We start from the raw sequence: 21621 nt of genomic DNA, 5'->3' as shown, positions 1-21621 counted from the left end.
CGGGCCCGCCCTCGCGAACCCGGCCCCATCCGTGGAGTGCTACCACTGAACCAGCGCTGAACCGAAAAGCGCTACTCCTGGGACTTGCCCATGCGCAGCGCGACCACGAGCCCGGCGATCAGCAACACCGCGGCGCCCACGATCCACACCCACACGGGCACTCCCTCGGAGTCGTCCTGGTCCGCGGTCGCTTCGGCGTCGGCGGTGTCACCGGCCTCGCCCTGTTCCGCCCCGCTCTGGTCACCGTCGGCGGTGCCGCTGGCCTGCCCCGGCCCGGGCGAGGTGAGGGTGAACCGGATCTCCGCGGAAACCGGGTGACCGTCGGCCGACAGCACGCGGTAACCGATGACGTACTCACCCGCCGGTCCGAGCGGCCGGAGCGGTGCGGACACCGTGGGGCCGTCCACCTCGACGGTTCCCTCGGCCCACTGGTCACCGTTGGGGCCGGTGACCGCGATCTCGTTGACGTCGGCGTCCTGAACCGGCTGGTCGAAGGTGAGCACCACTTCGGTGGGCGCGGTGTCGAGCTCCTCGCCTTCGGCGGGGCTCGACGAGATCAGCACGTTGTGCGCCGACGCGGGAAGAGCCGCCGTGACCATCGTCAACAACGCGACGGCGAGGGTGGTGACGAACGCGATGAGTCGCTTCATGACTTACCTGCCTTCCTGGCCCGCAGGGTGGCACCCACTCCGAGGCCGAATCCGAGAGCTCCGAGAACCAGACCCGCACCGCCGAGCAGGCGTGCTGTGCCGTCGGACGCGTCGGTGCTCTCCTCGCTTCCCTGGGCGTCCTCGGCCTCGTCGGTGCCGCCGTGTCCGTGTCCCGATCCGGACGACTCGGCGAGTTCCACGACCGGCGCGGGACGTTCCGGGGCGCTCTCCGTCGGGGGTTGTTCCCAGTTCACGGTCTTGCCGTCGGAGTATGTCTGTGCGGTGGGGAGTACGAGCGTGTCGACGTCGTCGGGCAACGCTCCGATGAGGAACTCGAACTCCTCGTAGGAGTGACTGCCGGCCGCGATCTCGTGGCCTTCCTCGGCCGTCCACGTGATCTTGGTTACGACATCGTCGGTCTCGGTGACCTCGGCCGTCCAACCGGGGACGGGCTTGGTGCGGGCCGACGTGATGCCGTACTCGGGGTCGAGGGTCATCTCCAGTTTGGTGGTGCCCACCTGTGCTTCTTCGTTGGGCACCCGCAGCACGATGGCACCGTAGCCGCCCTGTTCGGGGTCGTCGCCGTAGACGTTGGCGGTGACGTGGGCGGATGCGATGCCGCCCGCGAGCAGCATGGTCGTTCCGGCGGCCGCGGCGGTCACCGCGATGTGCACGAAATGTCGATTTGTTGACAAAAGAGGGTCCTCCTGGACTGTGCGTCGGGAAAGTGTGAAACATCGGCGCTGTTCAGGAGGTTCGTCGGTGGGCCACGTCTCGGATGCGCGCGGCGGAGCAGAACGGTCACGATGGGCAGGCCTTCCGCGGCGCGGACGAGGTATCCGCCCGGTGCGTCGATGTGCGCCGGTGAGGCAACGCACACGACGAGCAGGCCACGCAGCACCGACAGCACGTCGGCCGCCACGGCGAGCATCGTCTCCGCCCGGGCCAGCACGAACGCGGTGATCACGGTGGCGACGCCGTGGCAGACCAGCATGGCGGTGCCGTTGACCACGTGCCCCGACAGCTCGCCCAACACCAGATGGGACACCAGCTGTGCCCCGCCGAGGACGAGCAGAACGCCCGCTGCGCCGCGGGTCTGTTCCGCCAACGCGGTCGCGATCCACCCGATCAACACGGTCAACGCGACCGTGGGCAACAGGTGGGGAAGGGTCCCTCCACCGAATGCGTGAGCGGCCACACTGAGTGTGGCCGAGCAGCCCGCGAGCAGAATTCCGCGTACGCTGCTCATAGCGCGCTCAGGGGCGGAACGGCTGCTCATACCACCCAGCCTATTGGGGTGGACCGATTGAGACGAATCTCCTGAGCCGGTTGCCGTTCCCACGAGAGTCGTGAAACGTATTCGCGTCATTGACTCGCTGCCCAGGAAGCGAATAGGTGGTCCATGAGCTTGTTCGAGTATGTGGCCGACAGGTGGGAGCGACTGTCACTTCAGGCGTTCCTCCACGTCAGTGAGGTCGTACAGTCCGCGATCATCGCGGCGTTGCTCGGCATCGGAATCGGCATCGCGGTCTACCGCAGCCCGGTCGGTTCGGCGGTGGCGACCGCGCTGGCCAGCACCATCCTGACCATTCCGTCGTTCGCGCTGCTCGGGCTGTTGATCCCGGTCGTGGGCCTGGGGGCGACACCGACGGTGATAGCGCTGGTTCTGTACGCGCTGTTGCCGATCACGCGGAACACCATCGTGGGGCTGGCGAGTGTGGACCCGGCGGTGACGGATGCGGCCAAAGGCATCGGTATGAGCCGCCTCGGCGTGCTCACCAGGGTGGAGTTGCGGCTGGCCTGGCCCGCCATCCTCGCGGGGATGCGCGTGGCCACGCAGATGCTGATGGGCATCGCGGTGATCGCCGCCTACGCCAAGGGGCCCGGGCTCGGCAGCGAGGTGTTCTCGGGGTTGACCAGGGCGGGCAGCGCCAACGCGACCAACCAGGCGCTGGCTGGAACGCTTGGCGTCGTCATCCTCGCCCTGTTGCTGGAGGGCGTGTACTTCCTGATCGCTCGCCTCACCGTTTCGAGGGGGATTCGTGGCTGACAAACCCAGTGGTGTCGAGATCCGGTTGGACAACGTCACCAAACGCTATCCGGCAAGCTCCGAACCCGCTGTCGCCGACGTCAGCATGACGATCCCGGCCGGCAAGATCGTGATCCTGGTCGGTCCTTCCGGGTGCGGCAAGACCACCACCATGCGCATGATCAACCGGCTGATCGAGCCGTCGTCGGGACGCATCACGATCGACGGAGAGGACGTCCAGTCGTTCGACGCCGACAAGCTGCGCCGCAAGATCGGCTACGCCATCCAGCAGGCCGGGCTGTTCCCGCACTTCACGGTCGCGCAGAACATCGGTGTGGTGCCGGGGCTGCTGAAGTGGGACCGCAAGCGCATCCGGGACCGCGTCGACGAGCTGATGGACCTTGTGGGACTCGACCCGGCCGAATTCCGGGACCGCTATCCGCGGCAACTCTCCGGTGGGCAGCAGCAGCGCGTCGGGGTGGCGAGGGCGCTCGCCGCCGACCCGCCGGTGCTGCTCATGGACGAGCCGTTCGGAGCCGTCGACCCCATCACCCGCGGCCACCTGCAGGACGAACTGCTCCGGCTCCAGGAGGACATGCGCAAGACGATCGTGTTCGTCACCCACGACTTCGACGAGGCCGTGAAGCTCGGCGACAAGATCGCCGTGCTCGGTGAGAAGTCGTCGATCCAGCAGTACGACACGCCCGAGGCGATCCTGGCCAACCCCGCCAACGACATGGTGGCGGGATTCGTCGGTGCGGGAGCCTCGCTGAAACAGCTGACGCTGTTGCGGGTCCGCGACGTGGACTACAGCGACACCACGCTCACCGCGATGATCGACTCCTCGCCCGCCGAGTTGCACGAGCGCTTGACCGCGCTGGGCCGGACATACGCACTCGTCCTCGACAACCGCCGCAGGCCGAAGCGCTGGGTGCACGTCCGTGACCTGTCCGCGGCGTCCTCGCTCACCTCGGTGGGCAGGCCTATCGGCGATTTGGTGAGCCCGCAGTCCACGCTGCAGGACGCGTTGGAAGCCATCCTCGCTGAGGGCGGAAACGCCGTGGTCACCGGCTCGCGCGGCGAGTACGTCGGCACCATCGACATCACCACGGTCACCGACACCATCCAGCAATTGCGTACCGAACACGTCGATTCGGAGAGTGGGCGGTCATGACGTCCACGGAACTGTCGGGAATCTCCACCAAGTCGGGGTCGAAGCGCGCCGACCGGATCCGCCTGCTGGTACAGCCCGCGGTGGTGCTCGTGCTCGTCGCCGCCGTGGTCACGTGGGCGTTGACCAGGGAAAACGACGTCATCGAGGCCGAATCGCTGAACGCGAACACCCTGCTGACGAAGACCTGGGAACACCTACTGATCACGGCGGTGGTCACGGCGCTCGTCATCGGGGTGGCGGTACCGCTGGGCGTGCTCCTCACGCGGTCGTGGGCACGGCCGGCGGCACCGTTGTTCCTCGGCATCGCCAACATTGGCCAGGCCGCGCCCGCGCTGGGCGTGCTGGTGCTGTTCTTCCTGTGGACGGAACAGGAAGGACTGTGGGCGGCCGCCCTGCCGATCGCCTTCTACTCACTACTGCCGGTGCTGCGGAACACCATCGTCGGCATCTATTCCGTGGACCCCACCTTGGTGGACGCCGGGCGAGGCATCGGGATGTCGTCGCTGGGCGTGCTGCTGCGCATCGAGTTGCCGCTGGCCGTGCCCATGATCCTCGCCGGCCTGCGTACGTCGCTGGTACTCGCGGTGGGCACCGCGACGCTGGCGTTCTTCGTCAACGGCGGTGGACTCGGTGAGTTGATCGACGCCGGGTACAAGCTGAACCGCACGACGGTTCTGGTGGTCGGCGCGGTGCTGGCCGTGGGGGTGGCGCTGCTGGTGGACTGGTTCGGCGCGGTGCTGGAGAAGTACTTCGGACCGAAGGGACTGTCATGAGGCGCGGCGCGAGGCGTGGAAGGCGGGTCGAACGGCGCGGTATCTGCGCCTTGCTGGCTGTCCTGCCGCTGCTGGTGAGCGCATGCGGGTTGAACGTCAACGCCGCGTTGCCGTTCGACGTGCAGGCGGGGTCGATCCGTGAGGTGCCGGAACTCCAGGGCGTGGAGATTACGGTGGGCTCCAAGGACTTCACCGAGAACATCCTGCTCGCCTACATCGCGCAGATCGCCTTGAAGGCCGCCGGTGCCGACCCGATCGACTTCACCAACATCGCCGGTTCGAACAGTGCCCGGTACGCGTTGGAGAACGGCCAGATCGATCTGGTGTGGGAGTACACGGGCACGGGATGGCTGTCCTATCTCGGCCACGACCGACCCATACCGTCCGAACAGGAGCAGTACGAGGCGGTACGGGAGGCCGATCTGGAGGAAAACGGGATCGTGTGGTTGCCGTACTCGGAGGTCAACAACACCTACGGGTTCGCCACCACCGAGGCCTACGCCGAGAAACACGGTCTACGCACGCTGACCGACGTGACGAACTTCCTCAAGGAGAATCCGCAGGAGGCGGTGTTCTGCGTCGACACGGAGTTCGCCAACCGGCCCGACGGCATGCCCGGGGTGCAGGCGGCGTACGGCTTCCCGACCACCACGACGAAGACGTTCGGCGCGGGGGCGATCTACGCCGCTGTGGCGAACAACACATGCAACATCGGTGAGGTGTTCATCACCGACGGTCGGATCGCCGGGCTGGACCTTCGCGTGTTGGAGGACGACAAGCAGTTCTTCCCCCAGTACAACGCCGCCATCACCATGCGCGAGGACTTCTACGAGCGGTATCCGCAGATCGCCGAGGTGCTGGCGCCGATCTCGGAGGCACTGACCATCGACGCGATGATCGAGTTGAACAAGCAGGTGGACGTCGACGGCAGGGACGCGGCCAAGGTCGCGCGCGACTGGATGGCCGAGCAAGGCTTCATCGAGGTCGACTGATCCCGCGCCACCACATATCACCGTGTCCGCAGGTTGCGTCGTCGTGTCCGCAGTCTGCGTAGATGTGTCCGCAGCTCACGTCGGCGCGCCGGGTGGCTGAACCCCCAGACGGCGAAGCAACTCGGCCTCGATGATGTCCAGCTCCGCGCTGACAGCCCGGTGCGCGGCCTTCCGCCGAGGTGCGGGCATGCGTTCGGACGCTCGTACCGACGCGCTGAGCTGCTCCAGCGTCGAGCGGCTGCGCGTGACGAAGCCGTGATCGTCCTCCGTGGCCCGGTCCGAGCCCGCCAGTTGGGACAGACCTTCGGCCGCACCCGCGATACGGGCGAGCAGCGCACCGCCCCGGCCTTGGTACTCGGGCAGCTGTGCGATGTCGATGCCCATCCGTCGGGCCTGCTGGTGGTCGTATGCCTCCCTGATCGCGCCTGCCGCGCGGACCACCAGGGGTGCGAGCACGCCGGCGGCGGCGGGCACGATCACCTTCGCCATCCGCACGGCGTTCTTCGCGCGTTTCGGCGTCCACCCTGTGTCGTCGGCTTCACTGTGCGTTCGCTCCGCCTTGCGGCCCATCGCACCGGTTCCCTTCGTCGTGCCTGTTCTCGCAATGGCGCTGCAACCGCGCGCTCACTGTGTCTATCGGAGTGTCTGTCGGAGTTGTCTGTCGGCTCACCCGTGAACTTACTGTTCGCCTCCTGCCCGGGCACGTCGGCTCCGCATCGGTGGCCTCTCATACAGTGAGTGACATGGCTGCCGAGGTGTTGCTGGACGCGGGGGTCGTCACGCGGTGTCGCCGCCGCGTACACCTCGACCACGATCCCACCATGCGCGACGCCCCTTTGGCGCCTCCCGATCCGGCCGCTGAGCAGCGCATCGCCGATGCCAGAGAGCACAGGGCTCGTGTAGCGGAATGGTTGCAGGCTGAGACGCACGGTAGTTGGGCGGTCATTCCGGCTGGGCTGCCCGCAGCGGAACGTGAGCGGTTGACGCGGGCGGCCCTGAAGGAGGAGGTCGCCTATATCTGGAACGGCCTGTTGCCGGTCGATGTCGCCGGGGGCAGGCGCGGCGGTGTGCAACTGCTGGTACGTGCTTCCGGCGGTTACGTTCCGGTTCTGGTGGTGCGTCACCGCATCACCGACCCCGGTGAGGGCGCGCGGACGACGGTGTTGCCCGATGTCGATCCCGATCGCGCGGGCGTGGATGAGAAGCGCAAGGTGCGTTCTCATCCACGTGACCAGCTGCGGTTGGCGCATGCGCGGCGGCTGTTGGAGGCGGCCGGCTACGCCGAGCCCGGCCGGTCCCTGGGTGGTGTCGTCGGTTTGGACGCCGATGTCGTCGTCTGGCACGACCTCAGTGCGCCGACGTGGCCGGGTGGGCGAAGCGCTTTGCAGGAGTACGACGACAGGTTCGCCGATCGTCTCGCCGTGGCGCGGGCGGCGGCGACGCGGGCGGAGGCCTTGGCGAAGCCGTCGCGCATCCTGGAGTGCAAGCGCTGTCCGTGGTGGCCGGTGTGTGAGGCGGAGTTGGTCCGGGAGCGCGATGTCAGTCTGGTCGTGCGGGGCGAGGACGCCGTCGAACTCCGCAACGCGGGAGTGTCTACTGTAGACAAGCTGGCCGCGCTGGACCCCGGTGCCGAGTCTCCGATCCAGTGGACCGGCACCACGTTCGTCGACGCCGTCGCTCTCGCACGGGCGTGGTTGGCCGATCTCACCGTGGTGCGCAGGGTCGAGACCGTATGCGTGCCACGCGCCGATGTCGAAGTGGACATCGACATGGAAAGCTTCGGCGATTCGGGCGCCTACCTGTGGGGTTGTCTGCTCAGTGGTGCGGACATCGGTATCGAGCCCGGCTACCGGGCGTTCGTGACGTGGGATCCGTTGCCCACCGACGACGAGGCGCGTTCGTTCGCGCGGTTCTGGGCGTGGCTGTCGGAGGTGCGGGCCAGGACGGAGGCCGCGGGGTTGACGTTTCGGGCCTACTGTTACAACGCGCTCGCCGAGAACCGCTGGTTGTACGCGTCGGCGGATCGGTTCGCCGGTATGGACGGTATTCCCACGCGGCAACAGGTGCGGCGTTTCGTGGAGTCGGACGAGTGGGTGGACCTCTTCCGCAGTGTGTCCGATCAGTTCCTGTGTTCGCGCGGTAAGGGCTTGAAGGTGGTGGCGCCTGTCGCAGGGTTCTCCTGGCGTGACCCGGAGGCCAGCGGTGAGGCGTCGATGCGCTGGTATCGCGATGCGGTGGGCATGGACGGCGGTGCGCCCGACCCGGCCCAGCGTGAAAGGTTGTTGCGTTACAACGAGGACGACGTGCGGGCCACGTATGCGCTGCGGGTGTGGATGAGCAACGAGGCCATGCACGCCGTCCCGTTCATGGGTGAGTTGTAGCCGAACCGGCCGGTGTTTCAGCGTGGCGCCATGCGCAGGGAGCCGTCGAGGCGGATGACTTCGCCGTTGAGGTAGTCGTGTTCGACGATGTTCACGGCCAGTTGTGCGTATTCGTCCGGGCGGGCGAGACGCTTGGGGAAGGGGACGGACGCGGCGAGTCCCTGGCGGAATTCCTCGGTGATGCCGGCCATCATGGGGGTTTCGACGATGCCGGGCGCGATGGTCATGACTCGGATTCCGTGTGAGGCGAGGTCGCGTGCGGCGGGGACGGTCATGCCCGCGACTCCGCCCTTGGAGGCCGAGTAGGCGATCTGGCCGATCTGGCCTTCGAACGCGGCGACGGACGCGGTGTTGATGATGACGCCGCGCTGGTCGTCGTCGAGTGGTTCGGTGGCGGCGATGGCCTGTGCGGCCAGGGTCATGACGTTGAAGGTGCCGACCAGGTTGACTTCGACGACTTTGCGGAAGAGGTCGAGGTCGTGCGGGCCCTTCTTGGACAGGATGCGGGAAGGCGGGGCGATTCCCGCGCAGTTGACGACGATGCGCAGGGGCGCGTCGGAGTCGGTGACGGTGCCGACGGCTCGCTGTACCTGCTCGGCGTCGGTGACGTCGGCCTCTACGAAGGTGACGCCGTCGCTCGGTTCGGCTTTGGCAATGGAGGCTTCGAGGTCGACGGCGAACACCCGGGCTCCTTTGGCGGCGAGTGTTTTCGCGGTCGCGGCGCCGAGCCCGGACGCGCCACCGGTGACGATGGCTGCGGTGTCTTGGATCTGCATGTTCGGGTCCTTTCCGTGTCGTTCGTGGTTCTTCTCTGTAGTCGGCGATCGCCCGCCTTAGGTTAACGGCCGTTCGCGTCGGAGGGGTGATGTGCGCATCGCGACTTTCTGTTAGTTGTGCGAACGAAGCGATCACCCTTATGGTCGAAACGTGTTCACGTCCAGACCAGAACTCGCCGGTACCCACGGCATGATCGCCACGACCCACTGGCTCGCCTCGGCGACTGGTATGGCGGTGCTGGAGGACGGCGGGAACGCCTTCGACGCCGCTGTGGCCGCCGGGTTCGTGCTGCAAGTGGCGGAACCGCACCTCAACGGCCCGGCCGGTCAGGTGCCCGCGATCTTCGCGACCGCTCAGGAGCGCAAGCCCCGCGTGTTGTGTGGACAGGGTGTATCGCCCGCAGCGGCCACGCCCGCGCACTTCCGCGATCTCGGTCTGGACCTCATCCCCGGCAGCGGCCTGCTCGCCGCCACGGTGCCCGGCGCCTGGGACGCGTGGTTGCTGCTGTTGCGTGACCACGGCACCAAAAGCCTGCGTGACGTGCTGAAATACGCCATCTCGTACGCGTGGCAGGGCGTCCCGGTGGTCCGGCGCATCACCGAGACCATCGACTCGGTCGCCGAACTGTTCATCCACCACTGGCCCAGCTCGGCCCAACTGTGGCTGCCCGGAGGCGAGGCCCCCACACCCGGATCGTTGCACCGCAACCGCAAGCTCGCCCGCACATGGCAACGCCTGCTCGGGCAGGCCGAGGTGCACGCGAGTCGGGAAGCGCAGATCGACGAGGCCCGACGCGCCTGGTCCCACGGATTCGTGGCTGAGGCCATCGACGAGTTCAGCCGGAAGGCGTTTCGGGACGACTCCGGTCGCGAGCACGCGGGGCTGCTCACCGGCGACGACCTGGCGTCCTGGGAGGCGACGTACGAGGACGCGGTGATCACCGACTTCGGCGAGTGGAGCCTCGTCAAGTGCGGCGCGTGGACGCAGGGGCCGGTCCTGGCCCAGCAACTGCGCCTGCTGGAGGGGTTCCGGGATCGGCTGCGCTACGTCGACGGCCGCCCCGACGCGCGCACCGTGCACCTGGCCACCGAGTGCGCGAAGCTGGCGTTCGCCGACCGGGAGGCGTGGTACGGCGACACCGATGTGGACCTCGGCATGTTGCTGTCGTGGGAGTACGCCGAGCAGCGGCGCGCGCTCGTGGGTGATGAGGCCAGCGCGGAGCTGCGCCCTGGCGGACCGAATCCGAGACTGCCCGCCGTGCTCGAACGCACGCTCGGCGGTCAGGGCGGGACGGGGGCCATCGGCGAACCCACCGTGGACACCCTGGGACGGACCCGTGGCGACACCGTGCACATCGACGTGGTCGACGCCGAGGGCAACATGATCTCGGCGACGCCTTCCGGCGGGTGGCTCCAGTCGTCGCCGACGATTCCCGAGCTGGGTTTCTGCCTCGACTCGCGCGCGCAGACGTTCTGGCTGGGGGAGGGCCTGCCCAACTCGCTGGCGCCCCGCAAACGGCCTCGCATCACGCTGTCGCCGTCGATGGCCCTGCGCGACGGCGAGCCGACCCTCGCGTTCGGCACGCCGGGCGGGGACCAGCAGGACCAGTGGCAGCTGTGTTTCTGGCTCGCCCACACAGTGGGTGGCCTGAACCTGCAGGAGGCGATCGACGCGCCCGCGTGGCACACGACGGCGTTTCCGAGTTCGTTCTACCCGCGCGCGTGGCAGCCGAAGGAGCTCGTGGTGGAGTCGCGGATGGGTTCCGAGGTGATAGCCGAGCTCACCGAACGCGGTCACGACGTCGTGGACGCCGGGCCGTGGGCGTTGGGCAGGTTGTCGGCGGTCTCGTGTGATCCCGCAACGGGAGTGCTGCGGGCGGCGGCGAACCCGCGGGGGATGCAGGGTTACGCGGTCGGTCGCTGACGGGTCCGCTCAGCCGGTGGGGTCTTCGGCGATGACCCAGTACTCGACGAAGCGGTCGCCACAGCGTCTCGCCGGGAAACCGTGGTGGTCGGGCAGGACTCGGGTCGGCTTCGAGTTGGGCACGGTCGCCCACCGCTGGCCGGTCTTTGGCTATTCTCACCCGTGTGCGACGAGCATTGATCACCGGAATCACCGGTCAGGACGGCCAGTACCTCGCGGAACTGCTGCACAGCAAGAACTACAAGGTTTTCGGCCTGATCAAGGGGCAGAACAACCCGAAACTCGAGGCCCTGCAGACGGAGTTGCCGTTCGTGGAATTGGTCTCCGGTGATCTGCAGGACCTGTCCAGCCTGGTCGCCGCGCTCGAACAGGTCCAGCCCGACGAGGTCTACAACCTCGGCGCCATCTCGTTCGTGGGGCTCAGCTTCAAGCAGGCCGAGTTGACCGCGAACGTCACGGGGCTCGGTGTGCTGCGACTGTTGGAGGCCATCCGCATGGTGGGTGGCAGCCAGAACAACCCGATCCGCTTCTACCAGGCCTCCTCTTCGGAGATGTTCGGCAAGGTCCGCGAGTCGCCGCAGGTCGAGACGACCCCGTTCTACCCTCGATCGCCGTACGGCTGCGCCAAGGTCTTCGGCCACGACATCACGGTGAACTACCGGGACAGCTACGGCCTGTTCGCCTGCTCCGGCATCCTCTTCAACCACGAGAGCCCGCGTCGCGGTATCGAGTTCGTCACCAGGAAGGTGACCAACGCGGTGGCTCGCATCAAACTCGGCCTGCAGGACACGTTGGTGCTCGGGGATCTCGAACCGAGGCGGGACTGGGGTTTCGCCGGTGACTACGTGCAGGCCATGTGGTTGATGCTTCAGCAGGACGAGCCCAGCGACTACGTGGTGGCGACTGGTCGGACGCACAGTGTGCGGGAGTTCGTGGACGCCGCGTTCCGGCACGTCGGCCTCGACGACTGGGAACGCTATGTCACCCAGGACGAGCGGTTCTTCCGCCCGGCAGAGGTCGACCTGTTGGTCGGTGACGCCACCAAGGCCCGTACCGAGTTGGGCTGGAAACCGGAGGTCGACTTCGAGTCGCTGGTGGCGATGATGGTCGACCACGACCTGAAGTTCGAAGCGCGTAAGGCCGGAATCCAACAACCGTGATCTCCTACGCGCAGAACGCGGAGGACGTCGTACTGGCCCGCTTGTTTCGGCAGCAGGCCACAGGCCGCTACGTCGATGTCGGTGCCGGGGACCCGGTCGAGGATTCGGTCACCAAACATTTCTACGACCGGGGTTGGTCCGGGATCAACGTCGAGCCCGTCCCGCAGTTCGCCGAACGGCTGCGGAAGAAGCGGCCGCGGGACGTGACCCTGCCGATCGCGCTGGGAGCCACGGAGGGGAAGGCCACCCTGCACGTGGTTCCCGAGGCCTGGGGACGGACCACGATCGACGATCAGTTGGCCCGGCGGTACCGGGACGACCAACGGTGGCAGGTGGATGAAGTCGAGGTCGAGGTCGCCACGTTGGCCTCCATGCTCGACGAATATCCCGGCGACGTCGACTTCCTCAAGATCGATGTTGAGGGCGCCGAGCGGGACGTCCTCGCGGGCGCGGACTGGGTCCGCCATCGGCCGCGCGTGGTGGTGGTCGAGGCCACCACACCCGGCTCCCCGGACCCTGCGTACGAGCAATGGGAACCCATCCTGTTCGAAGCCGGGTATCGTTGCGCGCTTTTCGACGGGCTCAACCGTTTCTACGCCCAGGCCGATGATGACGAAGCACTGACCTGCCTGGCCGTGCCGGCGAATGTCTTCGACGAGTTCGAACGCCACGACGTGGCACGTATGCAGGCCGAGATCAAGGATCTGCCCGCGACCCGGGCTAGTGAGACCGGGTACATCAGGCGCCTAGAGCGACGGCTTCGTGAGGAACAGCAGGCCCGCGAACAGAACGCCGCCTACATCGCGACGTTGGAACAGGCCGTCGCGGTGGAACGGCGGCGTGCGGAAAAAGCCACCCGGTACGCCTCCGCGTTGGAGGCGCGGATCTCCGAACTGGAGGCGGCAAGGAAGCACGCCGCGTCGACGTCGAAACGGACGTGAACCCGTAAGGCGGGCACGGCGCGGTTCGTGGGACCGTACCCGCCTTACAGGGCCGGAAATTCGGCCGGACTTCAGAGCCCGATCTCGTTCAGCCGTTTCACCATCGCGGCGCCGACGGCCTTCGGGCTGCAGACCTCTTTGACGGCCTCGGCCCCGCGCGCACCCATCGTGCGCCGCAGTGTCTCGCTCTCGGCGAACCGACGCAGCCAGCGCGCGGCCTGCTCGACGTCCGGTTCCGCCCAGAGCTGGCCGGGGCGGTACCAGTCACCGAACTCCGCGCCGAAGCGGTGGTCGCGGTCGTTGATGGGTCGGATGTCATAACCCACGACGGCCGCCGAACCCGGCGGCATGAAGTCGATGTTGCCGCCGTAGCCCGTGGCGATCACCGGTTTGCCCATCGCCATCGCCTCGGCCATGCCGAGTCCGAACCCCTCCGACCGGTGCAACGAGACGTAGACGTCGCAGGTGGCCAGCAGACAGTCCATGTCCGCCCTGGTGAGGTCCCGTCCGATCAGCGTGCCGTTCACGCTCGCCACCGATTGCGCCAATTGCGCGGACAGTTCGGGGAAACGGTGCAGGTCGACCGCCTTGATCACCAGGTGTGCGTCGGTGCCCCGTTCGCTCGGCCGGAACGCCTGCTGGAAAGCCTCGATCACCGCCCACGGGTTCTTCCTGGCGTCACTGGACGAGGCGCTGAAGTTGAACAGCACGACGAGCCCGTCGTCGGGAAGACCGAACTTCGCGCGATCGCCTTGGATGTCCGGCCGCTGCGGCACGACGCTCGGAATCACGGTGATGGGCATGTCGGTGGCGGTACGGAAGGCGTCTGCGACGAACGACGACAGCACCCAGAGCTCGTCCATTCGCGGTAACTGTTTCAGCGCGTAGTCCGGGGCTTCGGGCAGCTCCCATGCCCACATCGCGATCGTGTACCGGTCCAGAGCGTGTTCCGGGATCAGCTGGAACTCGTTGACGTTGATGAACCACAGGTCGATCGGATGGTCCTTGCCGCGCCGCAGATCGGCGAGTTTGCGCGGTACGGCCAACGATCGGTTGGGTGCCCTGGTGTTGAACTCGGTGAACGTCATGTCGACACCGGTGTCGACGAGCGCGAGTGCGTGTCGCCGCGCCGACTCCGCCAATCCGGTGGTGGCTCGCGCGTCGGCGAACACGTTGACGCCCGGCCGAGTCGGTGGGACAACAGGGGTGGCCCGTTGCTCGGCGCCGATGGATTCCAAGGCCTTCCGGTACCCCTGGGCGACCACTGGCCACGACGCGTGCTCGCGGACGTATTCCCGGGCCCGCCGACCGGCCTGTCGAGCCTCGTCGGGCCAGCACACCACCCGCTCCAGCAATTCGGACAGCGCTTCGGCCTCGTGCGCGGGTTCGGTTGGGACCAGCCAACAGAACGTCGGGTCGAAGTGTCGATGCTGTGGGAGGTCGCTGGTGATGACGATCCTGCCCGCGCCGAACGCGCGCATCATCACGGCGCTGGTCTCCCCGGCGGTCGGCCAGCGCAGATTGAGAACGGCGTCGGTGGCGGTGATCAGCTCCTCGAACTCGTCCTTGTCCGGGGACAGAGCGAGATGCACCGAGTCGGAGACGCCGAGTTCTGCGACCAGTTGCCGGACCTCGTCGACGACGTTCGGGAAGTCCGCGTGGCCCGCGAGCAACAGTCGGGCCCGTGGCCACCGGCGGCGGACGTCGGCGAAGGCCAGCACCGCCACGGTCGTCCGCTTGATGCGGTTGAACCCGCCGAACACGCCGAACACGACGTCGTCGTCCTGCCAGCCGAGCCGGGCCCGGACCTCGGCTCGGCTCGTGTTGTCCCGGATCGGCGCGCCGGACGGCACTGTGTGGACCGGTAGGCCGGGGTACCGCTTGCGCAACAACTCGGCGGAGAACGGGTCGTGCACGATCACGCCCTTGCCGGCCGACACCAGTCGTCGCTCCATGGTGAGCGTCTGGTGGTCGAGGTGTTTCACACCGTCGACCTCGACGGCGGGCCAGCCCTGCAGCAGCGCGGGGTCGTGCGGATCGCCCCAGATAGGGCCGTGTGCGTACCGGACTTCCTCGCGGAACGCCGGTGAGTCGAGGCCGCCGAAGTAGCCGAGGTTGAAGTCCAACAACGCGGTGTCGTGCAGCACCACCACGCCGGGTACGTCGAGAGCCCGACGGTAGATCCACGAGTGGACCCCGGCGTGGTTGCCCATCTGGTAGATGTTCAGGGCGTCGCGTGGAGTCTCGTCGTCCGGTCCGGCCACGGGGACACCGGGCGGGACCACGGCTCGTTTCGGGTCCCGGCCGACCGCGGTCACGTCGATGATGTCCGACAGCGCTTCGAGCAGCTCGTAGCTGTAGTCGGCGATACCGCTGCGCTCCGGCGGCAGCGGCGTCCACATGCGGTGTTCCATGGCTCGACCGATCACCGCCACGCGATCAACGAGTAGCGACCGCGCTGCACCACCGCCGGGTCGACCGGTCGGGACTCCACGCGGGAGAAGCCATTCGATTCCATGAGGAACCGCAGGAAGTCGGCGTGCACCGGGCGGACGGCGAACGGGTCGAGATGGAAGTCGTGAGCGTGTTCGGCGGCACCGGAGGCGGTTTCGACGATCAGCACCCCACCCGGTTGCAGAGCCGTCGCGGCCAGTTCCACGAACCGGGCCAGTTCCGTCGGCTGCTGCCTCTCGGCGTACCGGAACGCCGTGACCGCACCGAGCGAGCGCTGGGCTGTGGCCGCGAGCTGCTCTGAAGCGTCGCCGGACTCGATCGTCAGGCCGAGCTCCTCACAGTGTCGGCGGATCGCACGGTTGTCCGAGGCCGCCCGGTAGGGCAGGCCCGCGTCGCGGACGAGTTCCAGCCATTCACCCCGCGCTGGCGCCATGTCGAACACCGGTCCGGTCGCACCGCTGTCCCGGGCCGACGAAACCACATCCAGATACGGCTTCCTGGCCGCCCGGACACCCTCGACATGGCCGTCGAGCAGTTCGGACACGGCGAGTTCGAGGAACGACTCCCGCTCGGGGACTCGGTCCGCGACCTCGGAAGCCGAGGGCTCGGGCCGTGTCGCGCGGAGTTCGTCGAGGAACTTCTCAAGCCGTGCGTGCCGCAGTCGGTCGTACCGTGTGGTGGCGTTGTGGGCCTCGACCTGCTGTTCCAGTTTCTGCAGGCGCTGCTCGACGTCGTCGTTCCGCTCGTCCGACTCGGCGATCTGCAATCTCAGCTCACTGATCTGGGACTGGAGCCTTCCCACCGAGGAGTACAGCCGCTGGTTCAGCCCGGCCATCAGGTTCTGGTCGTGCTGCTGGAGTGCCGCCACCTCGTGCCGCAACCGGTCGGTGGTGGCACGCCCGGATTCGGCCAGGCCTTCGAGCGCGTCCCGCACGGCGAGGTTGGTCTCGATCTGCCACTTGATCTGGCGCCGCCACAGGAAACGCAGAACCAACCTGCCCAACAGGTCGGTGCGCCGCAGCGGTAGGTGCAGCTCCTGATGTTCGGCAAGCCTGGCCAGCGCTTGCGCTATTCGTGTTTCAGACATCATTCTTCCATCGGTTCAGTGGCAGGAGGTGGATCCGGTCTCCTCATTCGGTCAGCCCGGCGAAGATAGTGGACATGACCGGGTCGCTGAGGATGGTGGCCGCGCCCCGCACCAGCGAGCGTTCGGCGATCTCCAGCACGACGACATCCTTGTCGGCGAGCATGTCGGCCACGGCAGCGCCGTCGTCGTCGGCTGTGGTGCCGTGGTGCAGCACCGTCATGTTCCCGAACGCCGCCGCCAGGTACGGCAGGGCCCGGATGGTGAAGGAGTCGCCGAGCAGGCCGACACCGAGCCCGTAGGTGCCGGCACCCGAGGCGGTGTTCAGGACCAGCGGTGTTTGGTACTCCGTGCGAGTCTCCTGCGTCTGGTCCTCCACGCCGTCCGGCGCGACGGCGTAGTCCCGACCGACGGTCTCACCGTCCCGGCCGATCAGCGGCGGGATGTCGGCGGGAACACGCCATTCCTCGGTGGGGGTCACCTTCCAAGTGTCCGAGATGCCCGGCCGCAGCCGTTCGGCCACCGCGCGAGCCATGAGAACGCCGCCCTCGTCGGACCAGTGCGCGTCCTGCGGGCCGTAGACGGGTTCACCCAGCTGCTCACCCCAGTCGAGCAAGTCGTCCCGAAGGTCGAGCACGTAGTCCTCGGCGCTCATCCGCTGCCAGAACTCGTCCACCATCCGCTGGTGGCAGTCCTTGCCGAGGTAGGTGTCCGGGAGGTGCTCGGGTATGAGCGAGGCCTTGTCGGGGGCGATGACCGTGATGAATGTGCGCCCGGTCGCTTCGATGCCGTTGCGGAGTTTGCGTAGCCGGGCCACGGTCTCCTCGAGGGGCTGTTCGAGCTGACAGTGGCTGGAGATCTCGTCCCCGAGGTAGAGCCACTCGTCCTTGCCCTCGACCACCGCCGGGTATTCGACGTGGTCGGGTGGAGGCGGGGGTGCTTGGATCGGCCCGGCGTCGTTGCTCTTGTTGCCGAACGGGGCGGGTTCACCGAACAGGCCCCGGCTTATCGCGTCCGCCGCGTGCACGGCGTCCTCGCGGAAGACGAGGTGGTCGGTCGCCCACGGGCCCAGGTCGGTGAAGAACGACCAGCCGTCCCCGGGGCTGGGAAACGGGGCCAGCGCACGGTTTTCGAACTCGGTGGGCCGCGCGCCGAGGGCGAACGCGAACAGCGGTGTCGCGAAGAACACGATGGCGCACACGAGCGCGAGTGTCTGGCGGCCGGAGTGTCGGGGTCGGTACAACGCGTGCTCGCGTGGCAACCAGGATTCGTGCACGGCCGGGAACGCTGCGGGCTGCTCGTTGTGCGCTCTCATCAGTGGCCCTGTTCGTCTCGGTCGGTACGGTGCGCCCGAGCTCGGTGATCCTGCCGAGTCAACCGAGACTGGCGAGTCAGGCGAGTCACAGTCTCGGCCCGTCGACCCAGCGCCGACAACGTGCCACGAGCCCGGTTGGTGAGTCTGCCCGACAGCGTGCGCTCGTCCCGCTGAGGAAGTACGCGTCCGACGAGTTTGCGCAGCGTCGGCGCGAACGGGTCCGGCGGCGGTTCCTGGCGGGCACGCCACGTCTCGTACGCGGCGCGCAGCTCGGTGCGGATCCACTCCGTTGCCGCGTCCATCGACCGGGTGCGCAGGATGTGTTCCCGGGCGGCCTTGCCTCTCCGGCGAGCCTCGGCCGGGTCGTCCGCGACCTGTCGCATGGCCTCGGCGGCGGCGTCGAGATCCGGGTCCGCCCAAACGCCGTCCGCTTGGTAAGGCTTCCAACCCGGCCCGACCTCGGCCCGTTCGTACGGAATCCGCCAGCCGACGGCTGTGTCGAAGAACTCGGTGGTGCCGCCGTAGGCGGTGGCGATGACCGGCATACCCCGCACCATCGCTTCCGCGACGGTTAGCCCGAACCCCTCGCTGCGGTGCAACGAGACATAGGCGTCGTTATCGGCGTAGAGAGCGTCGAGTTCGGCGACGCTGAGGTAGCGGTCGAGCAGTTCGATCCGGTCGTCGTCGCCGATGACGTACCGCAGTCGCTCCTCGGCCTCGGCGTGCAGGTGCCCGTTGGTGGCCTTGATCGTCAGCCGCACGTCGTCGCGATCGCCGAACGCCCGGCGGAACGCCTCGACGACGCCCCACGGGTTCTTCCGCTGACCGGTGCTGTTGAAGTCGAAGGCGAACAGGAACCGGACGGGCTCGTCCTCGGCACGCACGGGCCGCGGTTTCTCGCCGGGGTCGAGTACCGGGACGGGGACCACCTTCACCGGCACCGGCGAGTGCGGCGCGATCGCCCGCGCGCAGAACTCGCTGACCGTCCACACCTCGTCGACCAGGTCGAAACCGGCGTGCAGGTGTTCGGGGAAGTCCTCCAACTCCCACGCCCACAGGCCGATCCGGTAGCGTTCGTGCCCCACCTCGGGGTGGCTGTCCAGCAGGAGTTCGGTGTAGTCGGCGTTGACGGTGATGATGCTGACCGGGAACTTCGGCCTGCCCACGGTGTCCGGCGCGTCCAGCTTGGTCCGGACCGTGCGCGACAGCGAATGTTCCTCCACGACCGAGACGATCGGTACGCCCGACTCCTGGACGGCGCGGATGATCACCCGGCCCATCTCGCCGATCCCCAGTTCGGCCGTGTGGTAGCCGGCGATGTTGACACCGAACTCGTCGACCGGCCCGGACGGCGTGGCCGGTTCGCGCGGCAGCGCCCATTCCGGCAACAGGCCCTCGGCGAACCCGTGGGTGCGACACCACTGCCGAAAACCCTCGCTACTTCCGTGCAGCGGCTTGGGAAAGGCGGTCTGGAGGTCGGGTCGATGCGCCCAGACCCACATCGTCAGCCGGTTGAGCCCGGCGCTTCTCTCCGTGGGAGACGTCGGCGCGGCGAGCCAACGCCGGAACGCCGCAGCGCCGTCGTCGCCGAACGGGTGTGGTGGAAGTTCCGCGGCGCCGCGTTCGAGCGGGTCGTCGGCTCGCGCGTCGATGGCGTCGAGCCATTCGTTGCGGAACAACCGGCGCATCTGGTCGGTCAGCGGTGTTCCGTCGGACAGTCGGGCGAACCCATACTCATAGTCCTCAGTGGACTGATCAGGCGTTGTGTCTGCGGCGGGTGACTCGGCCGTCTCCCGGTAGCCCGCGGCGCGCAGTCTGTCCGCGTAGCCCGCGCACAACTCGCGCAGGGTGCGGTTGTGCGAGAGCCGGAACCGTGGAGTCCGGCAATGATCGGTGAGTTGCCACGGTTTTTCGGGACGGTATCCCGGCAGGTGGAGGAAACGCAGCGGGGATCCGGCGGCCTCGACCGTTCCGTCGGAGCGGCGGCTCAGTGGCCGTTCGTGCAGATTCCAATACGCCGCGCCGAACCCGGGGTCACGGACCACCGTGTGCGGGAACAGGCCGGGCACCAGCTCCAGTATCCGCCCCCGCTCGTCCGGGTCGGCGCGGACGGACCGTTTGCGCCAGAAGTCGAGGAACGGCCGTGCCGTCGATCCGACGGCGAGGAAACCGTCGTCGAAGGCATGTGACTGCTCACCGGGCTCCTTGCCGTCCTGGGGCAGAGGCGCGAGCATCTGGGGAACGAGCGTGATGCCGTGTTCGACACCGAGCCGCGCGACATCGGTCAACGGTGCCAGCACCTCGGTCTCCGGGGCCAGGTACATCGCGACGTCGACGTCGGCCAACAGAGTCTTGAGCAGTACCGGAATCGCCGCGCGGACCAGTTCGGATTCCGACAGGCACGTGGCGAGCCGAAGGAACTCGTCCTGGTCGATGTCGAGTCCGCGGTACCCGATGACCCGGTGGTCGGCCGCTTCGCCGGCGTACTCCGGCCGGTCCACGACGAGGACGACGAAGTCCCCGCCGGGATGGTGGTCCAGATACGACCGGGCCAGCGCGCGCGCCACCGGCAGTCGCCGTTCGCTGATGACCGTGCACGCGGCTGCCTGTGGCAACCGGGTACGGACGTCAGCCATCGGCCGGCAACGCCTGGAGCTGCAACGCGACGATCTCTTCGAACACCTTGCGAAGCTCGGACAGCTCCGGAGCGGTCACCTGGATCCGCACGACCGTCGTGCCGTGTGCGTAGTGAGCCCGCGTGAGCGCCGGGGCCTCTTCCTTCTTGTCGAGCTCGTTGGCCTGCACACCCTCGGCGGCGATGTCACCGTTGTAGTCCTCCAGGCCGTACTTGTCCTGAAGCTCCACGAGACCGTCGACGGCGTCGGCGGCATCGGACTCGGAACTGACCTCGACCGTCAGCACGACGGCCCGGTCACCGGAAGGCAGTTCGGCGACGGCCATCCTGGCATCGCCGGCCCCCGCCTCTTCGAGGACCTCGTTCTCCTCGTCGGTCAGCACCTTGCCGGCCACCACCGCTTCGAACGTGGTGACGTCCGGCCGCTCGTCCACCGTGCCGGGCAGCGAGGCGATGGCCAGGTCGTCCGGCGGCTGGGGAGTCGAGGGGGGAGCGGAGGGAGTCGGCTGCTGCGTCGTCGGGTCCGCGACCGCGTCGTCGTCCGAGCCGTTGAAGAAGAGCAGCCACGCACCGACACCGAGCGCGGCGACCAGGACGACGGCGGCGACGATGCCGATTACCTTCTTACGGCTGCCCGACGACGTCTCGAACGTCTCCGGCCCCTGGCCGCTCTCTTCCTGCTGAGTGGGAGGAGTCAGCGGCGGGAACTCGGAACCGCCCCACGGCGGGCTCTGGTCCGCTTCGGCGGCGTTCCAGGGCTGCCCCGGCTGCTGGAAACCACCGGCCGGTGACATGGGGGCCGGCTGCTGGAAACCCCCAGCCGGCGACGCGAGACCGGACTGTTGCGGGTACCCGGCCTGAGGCTGCTGCGGCTGTTGCGGCTGCTGGGGTGCCTGCTGGGCCTGCCAGGCCGATACCACCTGGGTGCGCTCGGCACCCCCGAAGTTGGGGTCCTGTTGGTTCGGCTGCGGGGTCCCCTGCGGGAGGCTGGCCGGGGAGATGATCTGGGTCGAATTGGCGCTGCTGTCCGCGGACTGGTCCGGCTGGGGTTGCTGTGGCTGCTGCGGTTGCGCTTGCTGTGGTTGTGCCTGCTGGGGCTGGACCTGCTGCGGTTGCGCCTGCTGTCCTTCGGCGGGATTCTCACCACTGGTCACCGCGGATGACAGCACCTGGTCGCGGCGAACCCGGTAGTCGCCTGCGGAGAGGCGACCGGACGCAAGCTCCTCGTCCAGCTTGCGCAACTCTTCCTGCCAGGACACCGTGAGGCCCCCTATCTCGAACCCGGACAGCGACACGTGACCGGTCAGTACCACTGATGACTCTCGAACCCGGG

General features: G+C 67.8%; 18 protein-coding genes. 8 read left to right on the top strand and 10 right to left on the bottom strand.

The genetic code is table 11. The features are described 5' to 3' along the window. Positions 1-71 precede the first annotated feature (71 nt). The 3 genes from M7H19_RS13910 to M7H19_RS13900 are packed head-to-tail and all read right to left on the bottom strand — an operon-like array spanning position 72 to position 1929. Entirely contained in the window at positions 72-650 is a 579-nt protein-coding gene (locus M7H19_RS13910) for a copper resistance CopC family protein (RefSeq protein ID WP_298181342.1), read from the bottom strand. Continuing rightward, positions 647-1285 (bottom strand): YcnI family protein, encoded by a 639-nt coding sequence (locus M7H19_RS13905; protein ID WP_298181379.1) that lies wholly within the window; start codon positions 1283-1285, stop codon positions 647-649. Before M7H19_RS13905 ends, M7H19_RS13910 begins: the two co-directional genes overlap by 4 nt. Positions 1286-1308: 23 nt before the next feature. Beyond that, positions 1309-1929, bottom strand: a complete 621-nt coding sequence (locus M7H19_RS13900; RefSeq protein WP_298181341.1) for a hypothetical protein — start codon at positions 1927-1929, stop codon at positions 1309-1311. A 123-nt stretch (positions 1930-2052) separates the two neighbouring features. Between M7H19_RS13900 and M7H19_RS13895 the strand changes: the two genes are divergently transcribed. From M7H19_RS13895 to M7H19_RS13880, 4 genes are read left to right on the top strand one after another with little or no spacing between them, the layout of a single operon-like run. Continuing rightward, positions 2053-2700, top strand: a complete 648-nt coding sequence (locus M7H19_RS13895; protein ID WP_298181340.1) for an ABC transporter permease — start codon at positions 2053-2055, stop codon at positions 2698-2700. Continuing rightward, positions 2693-3853: an ATP-binding cassette domain-containing protein gene (locus M7H19_RS13890; RefSeq protein WP_298181339.1), complete on the top strand. Its 1161-nt coding sequence runs from the start codon at positions 2693-2695 to the stop codon at positions 3851-3853. Before M7H19_RS13895 ends, M7H19_RS13890 begins: the two co-directional genes overlap by 8 nt. Next, complete coding sequence (locus M7H19_RS13885; protein ID WP_298181338.1) at positions 3850-4626, top strand: ABC transporter permease; 777 nt, start codon at positions 3850-3852, stop codon at positions 4624-4626. The genes M7H19_RS13890 and M7H19_RS13885 overlap by 4 nt, the downstream gene beginning before the upstream one ends. Then, a complete protein-coding gene (locus M7H19_RS13880; RefSeq protein WP_298181336.1) occupies positions 4623-5618 on the top strand; it encodes a glycine betaine ABC transporter substrate-binding protein in 996 nt (331 codons plus the stop codon). Before M7H19_RS13885 ends, M7H19_RS13880 begins: the two co-directional genes overlap by 4 nt. A gap of 75 nt (positions 5619-5693) precedes the next feature. On the opposite strand, the gene M7H19_RS13875 is transcribed toward M7H19_RS13880, so the two are convergent. Then, positions 5694-6188: a DUF6474 family protein gene (locus M7H19_RS13875; RefSeq protein ID WP_298181335.1), complete on the bottom strand. Its 495-nt coding sequence runs from the start codon at positions 6186-6188 to the stop codon at positions 5694-5696. Between the two features lie 173 nt (positions 6189-6361). Here M7H19_RS13875 and M7H19_RS13870 point away from each other — a divergent pair, with 173 nt between their 5' ends. Continuing rightward, positions 6362-7999 (top strand): TM0106 family RecB-like putative nuclease, encoded by a 1638-nt coding sequence (locus M7H19_RS13870; protein WP_298181333.1) that lies wholly within the window; start codon positions 6362-6364, stop codon positions 7997-7999. A 17-nt stretch (positions 8000-8016) separates the two neighbouring features. Here the strand turns inward: M7H19_RS13870 and M7H19_RS13865 are convergent, their stop codons facing one another. Then, the gene (locus M7H19_RS13865; protein ID WP_298181330.1) at positions 8017-8775 is read right to left on the bottom strand and encodes an SDR family NAD(P)-dependent oxidoreductase; all 759 of its coding nucleotides are present in this window, start codon (positions 8773-8775) and stop codon (positions 8017-8019) included. 151 nt (positions 8776-8926) lie between these two features. Between M7H19_RS13865 and M7H19_RS13860 the strand changes: the two genes are divergently transcribed. The 3 genes from M7H19_RS13860 to M7H19_RS13850 all read left to right on the top strand — a co-directional run bounded on the left by M7H19_RS13860 (position 8927) and on the right by M7H19_RS13850 (position 12800). Then, a complete protein-coding gene (locus M7H19_RS13860) occupies positions 8927-10699 on the top strand; it encodes a gamma-glutamyltransferase (RefSeq protein WP_298181328.1) in 1773 nt (590 codons plus the stop codon). A gap of 164 nt (positions 10700-10863) precedes the next feature. After that, positions 10864-11859, top strand: a complete 996-nt coding sequence (gene gmd, locus M7H19_RS13855) for a GDP-mannose 4,6-dehydratase (protein ID WP_298181327.1) — start codon at positions 10864-10866, stop codon at positions 11857-11859. Then, positions 11856-12800, top strand: a complete 945-nt coding sequence (locus M7H19_RS13850) for an FkbM family methyltransferase (RefSeq protein WP_298181325.1) — start codon at positions 11856-11858, stop codon at positions 12798-12800. The genes gmd and M7H19_RS13850 overlap by 4 nt, the downstream gene beginning before the upstream one ends. 71 nt (positions 12801-12871) lie before the next feature. Here M7H19_RS13850 and M7H19_RS13845 read toward each other — a convergent pair whose 3' ends face one another. The 5 genes from M7H19_RS13845 to M7H19_RS13825 are packed head-to-tail and all read right to left on the bottom strand — an operon-like array spanning position 12872 to position 21583. Further along, entirely contained in the window at positions 12872-15214 is a 2343-nt protein-coding gene (locus tag M7H19_RS13845) for a glycosyltransferase family 4 protein (RefSeq protein WP_298181323.1), read from the bottom strand. An 11-nt stretch (positions 15215-15225) separates the two neighbouring features. Next, positions 15226-16341: a hypothetical protein gene (locus tag M7H19_RS13840; RefSeq protein WP_298181321.1), complete on the bottom strand. Its 1116-nt coding sequence runs from the start codon at positions 16339-16341 to the stop codon at positions 15226-15228. Positions 16342-16384: 43 nt separating this feature from the next. Continuing rightward, positions 16385-17653 (bottom strand): hypothetical protein, encoded by a 1269-nt coding sequence (locus M7H19_RS13835; RefSeq protein ID WP_298181319.1) that lies wholly within the window; start codon positions 17651-17653, stop codon positions 16385-16387. After that, the gene (locus M7H19_RS13830; protein ID WP_298181318.1) at positions 17653-20289 is read right to left on the bottom strand and encodes a glycosyltransferase; all 2637 of its coding nucleotides are present in this window, start codon (positions 20287-20289) and stop codon (positions 17653-17655) included. The genes M7H19_RS13835 and M7H19_RS13830 overlap by 1 nt, the downstream gene beginning before the upstream one ends. After that, the gene (locus M7H19_RS13825; RefSeq protein ID WP_298181317.1) at positions 20282-21583 is read right to left on the bottom strand and encodes a flagellar basal body protein FliL; all 1302 of its coding nucleotides are present in this window, start codon (positions 21581-21583) and stop codon (positions 20282-20284) included. The genes M7H19_RS13830 and M7H19_RS13825 overlap by 8 nt, the downstream gene beginning before the upstream one ends. Positions 21584-21621 lie beyond the last annotated feature (38 nt).

This window comes from Saccharomonospora sp., from assembly GCF_027317685.1.
In the GTDB taxonomy this organism is placed as follows: Bacteria; Actinomycetota; Actinomycetes; order Mycobacteriales; family Pseudonocardiaceae; genus Saccharomonospora.
The sequence above is the reverse complement of the archived record's forward strand: the minus strand, read 5'-3'. Positions and strand labels throughout refer to the sequence as shown.

Bases quoted from the DNA above. Each gene is read 5' to 3' on its own strand.
- M7H19_RS13875 (WP_298181335.1), bottom strand. From the start codon at position 6,188: ATGGGCCGCAAGGCGGAGCGAACGCACAGTGAAGCCGACGACACAGGG.
- M7H19_RS13900 (WP_298181341.1), bottom strand. From the start codon at position 1,929: ATGAGCAGCCGTTCCGCCCCTGAGCGCGCTATGAGCAGCGTACGCGGA.
- M7H19_RS13870 (WP_298181333.1), top strand. From the start codon at position 6,362: ATGGCTGCCGAGGTGTTGCTGGACGCGGGGGTCGTCACGCGGTGTCGC.
- M7H19_RS13895 (WP_298181340.1), top strand. From the start codon at position 2,053: ATGAGCTTGTTCGAGTATGTGGCCGACAGGTGGGAGCGACTGTCACTT.
- M7H19_RS13905 (WP_298181379.1), bottom strand. From the start codon at position 1,285: ATGCTGCTCGCGGGCGGCATCGCATCCGCCCACGTCACCGCCAACGTC.
- M7H19_RS13835 (WP_298181319.1), bottom strand. From the start codon at position 17,653: ATGAGAGCGCACAACGAGCAGCCCGCAGCGTTCCCGGCCGTGCACGAA.
- M7H19_RS13910 (WP_298181342.1), bottom strand. From the start codon at position 650: ATGAAGCGACTCATCGCGTTCGTCACCACCCTCGCCGTCGCGTTGTTG.
- M7H19_RS13885 (WP_298181338.1), top strand. From the start codon at position 3,850: ATGACGTCCACGGAACTGTCGGGAATCTCCACCAAGTCGGGGTCGAAG.
- M7H19_RS13880 (WP_298181336.1), top strand. From the start codon at position 4,623: ATGAGGCGCGGCGCGAGGCGTGGAAGGCGGGTCGAACGGCGCGGTATC.
- M7H19_RS13845 (WP_298181323.1), bottom strand. From the start codon at position 15,214: ATGGAACACCGCATGTGGACGCCGCTGCCGCCGGAGCGCAGCGGTATC.
- M7H19_RS13830 (WP_298181318.1), bottom strand. From the start codon at position 20,289: ATGGCTGACGTCCGTACCCGGTTGCCACAGGCAGCCGCGTGCACGGTC.
- M7H19_RS13865 (WP_298181330.1), bottom strand. From the start codon at position 8,775: ATGCAGATCCAAGACACCGCAGCCATCGTCACCGGTGGCGCGTCCGGG.
- M7H19_RS13840 (WP_298181321.1), bottom strand. From the start codon at position 16,341: ATGTCTGAAACACGAATAGCGCAAGCGCTGGCCAGGCTTGCCGAACAT.